This window comes from Acinetobacter sp. YH16031, assembly GCF_013417335.1.
Lineage (GTDB): Bacteria > Pseudomonadota > Gammaproteobacteria > Pseudomonadales > Moraxellaceae > Acinetobacter.
The window spans coordinates 1-4,272 of the sequence record NZ_VPED01000075.1; the positions used below are offsets into that span (position 1 = coordinate 1).

The window sequence follows — 4,272 nt, forward strand, 5'->3', positions numbered from 1 at the left end:
CCCGTTCAGTCCGACCGCTGCGTCTTCTCCGGTAACTATCGACTTGAGTCCAAGCCGGAAAGACACGACAAAGCGCCACTGGCAGCAGCCACTGGTAACTGATTTAGAGGAGTTAGTCTTGAAGTTATGCGCCTGTTAAGGCTAAACTGAAAGAACAGATTTGGTTACTGCGCTCCTCATAAGCCAGTTACCACGGTTCAAAGAGTTGCAGCTCTGAGAACCTTCGAAAAACCGCCTTGCTGGGCGGTTTTTTCGTTTACTGAGCAAGAGATTACGACGCTACAGAAAGGATCTCAAGAAGATCCTTCACCATAATGGAAATCTATCCCACCCGAGCATATAGGATGCATATCGTTATAAAACATCGGATATTATGCATCCCAACTAAAAATAAGCTCGAGGATAAAAAATGAGTTCAATGGTTTACTGCCGAGGATGCGGCAAGGAAATACACGAAACAGCAAAGTCATGCCCACACTGCGGAGCCACAAACGCCTCTTCAGGTTCAGGTGAAAAAAGTAGAATCGCAGCCGCGCTATTAGGGAAGGTGCGAATAAGCGGGGAAATTCTTCTCGGTTGACTCAGTCATTTCATTTCTTCATGTTTGAGCCGATTTTTTTCTCCCGTAAATGCCTTGAATCAGCCTATTTAGACCGTTTCTTCGCCATTTAAGGCGTTATTCCCAGTTTTTAGTGAGATCTCTCCCACTGACGTATCATTTGGTCCGCCCGAAACAGGTTGGCCAGCGTGAATAACATCGCCAGTTGGTTATCGTTTTTCAGCAACCCCTTGTATCTGGCTTTCACGAAGCCGAACTGTCGCTTGATGATGCGAAATGGGTGCTCCACCTTGGCCCGGATGCTGGCTTTCATGTAACCGGGCAAACAGACGCATGGAGGCGATTTCGTACAGAGCATCTTCGATCGCGCCATCGCTCAGGTTGTACCAATGCTGCATGCAGTGAATGCGTAGCATGGTTTCCAGCGGATAAGGTCGCCGGCCATTACCAGCCTTGGGGTAAAACGGCTCGATGACTTCCACCATGTTTTGCCATGGCAGAATCTGCTCCATGCGGGACAAGAAAATCTCTTTTCTGGTCTGACGGCGCTTACTGCTGAATTCACTGTCGGCGAAGGTAAGTTGATGACTCATGATGAACCCTGTTCCATGGCTCCAGATGACAAACATGATCTCATATCAGGGACTTGTTCGCACCTTCCCTAAATCTGATAGTCGGTCTACAGATAGATCAATCTGGCGTTCAGATTATTCTTACTTTCTTGTATCATCCGACCACTGCAACCAATCAGGCAGAAATTTACTGCGCTCCAAAAAGAAGAACGGTTATGTCAGCGATGGATTTCAAGAAAAACACGGACCTCGATTTTCCCCGTTATGCCACTCCGGCGGTAAGCACCAAAGAGATAGATCTCCTGGGGTTGTTAGACGTACTTCTGGCAGCCAAAAAACGTATTGTGACGATCGTCCTGGCGTTCGCCGTAGTAGGGTTGGCCATTGCGTTTTTAATCCCGCAAAAATGGACCAGTAAAGCCGTGATCACGCCGGCCGAGCAGACGCAGTGGAACACGCTGCGCCAGATGATGGTGACGCTGCAGGTGCTGGACGTCGACGCGAAGGTGAGCCGTGGAGACGTGTTTAACCTGTTCATCAAAAAGTTTCAGTCGCAGTCGCTGCTCGAAGAGTACATGAAAACCTCCCCGTACGTGATGTCTCAGCTGGAAGGCACCGAGGTAGACCCGCTGGAGCTGCATCGCGCGGTGGTGAATATTGCTGAGAAAATGAAAGCGACAGATAACACGCAGGTTAAAGACGCAGACAAAGCGCCGTATACCTCATGGACGCTGAGCTTTACCGCCCCGACGGCGGGAGACGCGCAGACGGTTCTGGAAGGTTACATCAACTATATCTCCCGCATTGTTGAGCAGGAGACGATGGAAAATATCCGTAACCAGATCACGCTGAAAACGAAAGTCGTTCAGCAGCAGCTGGAGCTGGATCGCGTGCGTCTGACCAATATCCACAACACCAACCTGCAGCGCCTCAACTATTCGCTGGAAGTGGCGAACGCGGCAGGCATTAAGAAGCCGGTTTACAGCAACGGACAGGCGGTAAAAGACGATCCTGACTACTCCGTGGCGCTGGGTGCTGACGGTATTGCGCAAAAGCTGCAGATTGAAAAGAATCTGAAGGACGTGGCCGAGCTGAATGCGGATTTCCAGAACCGTGAATACTATCTGACTCAGTTGCAAAAACTGTCCGTGGAAGACGTGAAGCTTGAACCCTTCAGGTATCAGCTTTCACCGTCACTGCCGGTGAAAAAAGACGGTCCGGGCAAAGCCCTGATTGTGCTGCTGGCAGGGATTCTGGGCGGCCTGTTTGCCTGCGGCAGCGTGCTGCTGCGTGAGGCAATGCTCTCGCGTAATCCGTTGCCAGAGCCGATAACGGCCGTAACGCCAGCAACAGAGTAACGACGATATTAAAAAGGCGCTGATTCAGCGCCTTTTTTTATTTCAGGAAATCGTCGCGCACCGGCGTAAAGGTATCCAGAAGGGTGCCGGGCTTCAGGCAAATGCAGCCGTGCATCACGTGCGGCGCTTTATAGAGCGTATCGCCCGCCGTCACGATCTGCTTTTCTTCACCTATCGTAAACTCGAACTCCCCGGAGAGCACATAGGTAAGCTGTTCATGCGGGTGATTGTGCATCGGGCCAATCGCACCCTGCTCAAAATTGACCTCCACCGCCATCATCTTTCTTAGCATTCTTCCTTGGTGGATTTGGCGTACATAAATTTTACTTAGGTAAAATAGGACAGGGATTCCTGTATCTAATTTTTTGCTGGACATTCATACCCGCGATCATCGCGTTTATTGAGTTTATTATTTATCTATGCGATTCCGATGAAAAATTCGCAAGAAAATATGGCTAACTCATAGCAAAAAAGCCCTGCGGGGCTTTTTTTGTACCAGTCTGTGAGGCAGATTTACCATAACATCCGTTGCGTGCACCGCCTGAGAGGCTCTCAGGGCGTTTCTGGGTCTTCCTGCCTGTTTCCGACACTTCCCTGTGCCTATATCGTGAAAAAACGCGCCTGATGATTCTGGCGCGTCTGCATGGCTATGCACACACATGCATGGCCGGGATTTTAGCGGCTAAAATCCGGCTGGACGCCCAAAAGCACCACTGAACCTCACGAATAACGCCTCACGGGTGTGCAGTTTACTGTGCGGCCGTGAGGCGTTGGCCAGGCCGTCAGGCATGGCTGGATTTATTGCTAAGGGGGTCGGATTTAACGTGGATGAATCAGCACGCAGTGATGAACGGGATTCGGAAGGGGCACCCTTGCGGCGCGGCGATGTATACATCGCTAACGTGCCTTGGTCATTTATTGCAAGAAGGGAGAGGTAGCATTTTGATAGCAAAAAAGTAGCAAAAGGATAGCAACCGAAAGACCAGAAGACTCTGGAGATAGCAAAAAAGTAGCAAAATGGTAGCAAAAAGATAGCAAACATGCGGGAGCTAACCAGGAGTCTTTAGCGGGCCGGCGGTACTCCAAAAACACATCTTGTCCCGCTGTTTTGTGAATAAGCCAGCATAGCTGTGGGCACAAAACATTTCCTGTCCGCTGCTTTAACCTTTGTAATCCAGGAACGTCAGGTGACGTCACTTTGCGGCGTTAGCCCTATCCTGCATCGTATTAAAAAATGCAGCACTGGCGCGTACGGTGCCGAAGATAAGTCCGGGGATATTCCGCTTCCTCGCTCACTGACTCGCTACGCTCGGTCGTTCGGCTGCGGCGAGCGGAGGGAACGGAGACATTAAGGCACAGGCAATGAGAGAGGATCGAGAGGCAAAAGAAAAGGCCGCGGCGTTGCCGGTTTTCCATAGGCTCCGCCCCCCTGACAAGCATCACAGAATCTGACGCTCAAATCAGTGGTGGCGAAACCCGACAGGACTTAAAGATACCAGGCGTTTCCCCCTGGTGGCTCCCTCGTGCGCTCTCCTGTTCCTGCCTTTCGGTTTACCGGTGTCATTCCGCTGTTATGGCCGCGTTTATCTCATTCCACGCCTGACACTCAGTTCCGGGTAGGCAGTTCGCTCCAAGCTGGACTGTATGCACGAACCCCCCGTTCAGTCCGACCGCTGCGTCTTCTCCGGTAACTATCGACTTGAGTCCAAGCCGGAAAGACACGACAAAGCGCCACTGGCAGCAGCCACTGGTAACTGATTTAGAGGAGTTAGTCTTGAAGTTA

Annotated in this window: 2 protein-coding genes and 2 pseudogenes; 2 read left to right on the forward strand and 2 right to left on the reverse strand. The window is 50.9% G+C overall.

Annotated features, from left to right (window positions below; all coding sequences use genetic code 11):
• Positions 1-689: 689 nt before the first annotated feature.
• Positions 690-1,152, reverse strand: a pseudogene (locus FTV31_RS15660) (transposase).
• Positions 1,153-1,346: 194 nt separating this feature from the next.
• On the opposite strand from FTV31_RS15660, the gene wzz(fepE) reads away from it, so the two are divergent.
• Positions 1,347-2,489, forward strand: coding sequence for an LPS O-antigen length regulator Wzz(fepE) (gene wzz(fepE), locus FTV31_RS15665; RefSeq protein ID WP_021544858.1), 1,143 nt, complete (start codon positions 1,347-1,349; stop codon positions 2,487-2,489).
• 37 nt (positions 2,490-2,526) lie between these two features.
• Here the strand turns inward: wzz(fepE) and FTV31_RS17445 are convergent, their stop codons facing one another.
• Positions 2,527-2,781: a cupin domain-containing protein gene (locus FTV31_RS17445; protein ID WP_218949379.1), complete on the reverse strand. Its 255-nt coding sequence runs from the start codon at positions 2,779-2,781 to the stop codon at positions 2,527-2,529.
• On the opposite strand from FTV31_RS17445, the pseudogene FTV31_RS15675 reads away from it, so the two are divergent.
• Positions 2,766-2,948 (forward strand): annotated as a pseudogene (locus FTV31_RS15675) (TM2 domain-containing protein); the annotation flags it as partial. The gene FTV31_RS17445 and the pseudogene FTV31_RS15675 sit on opposite strands and share 16 nt — an antisense overlap.
• Positions 2,949-4,272: the final 1,324 nt, after the last annotated feature.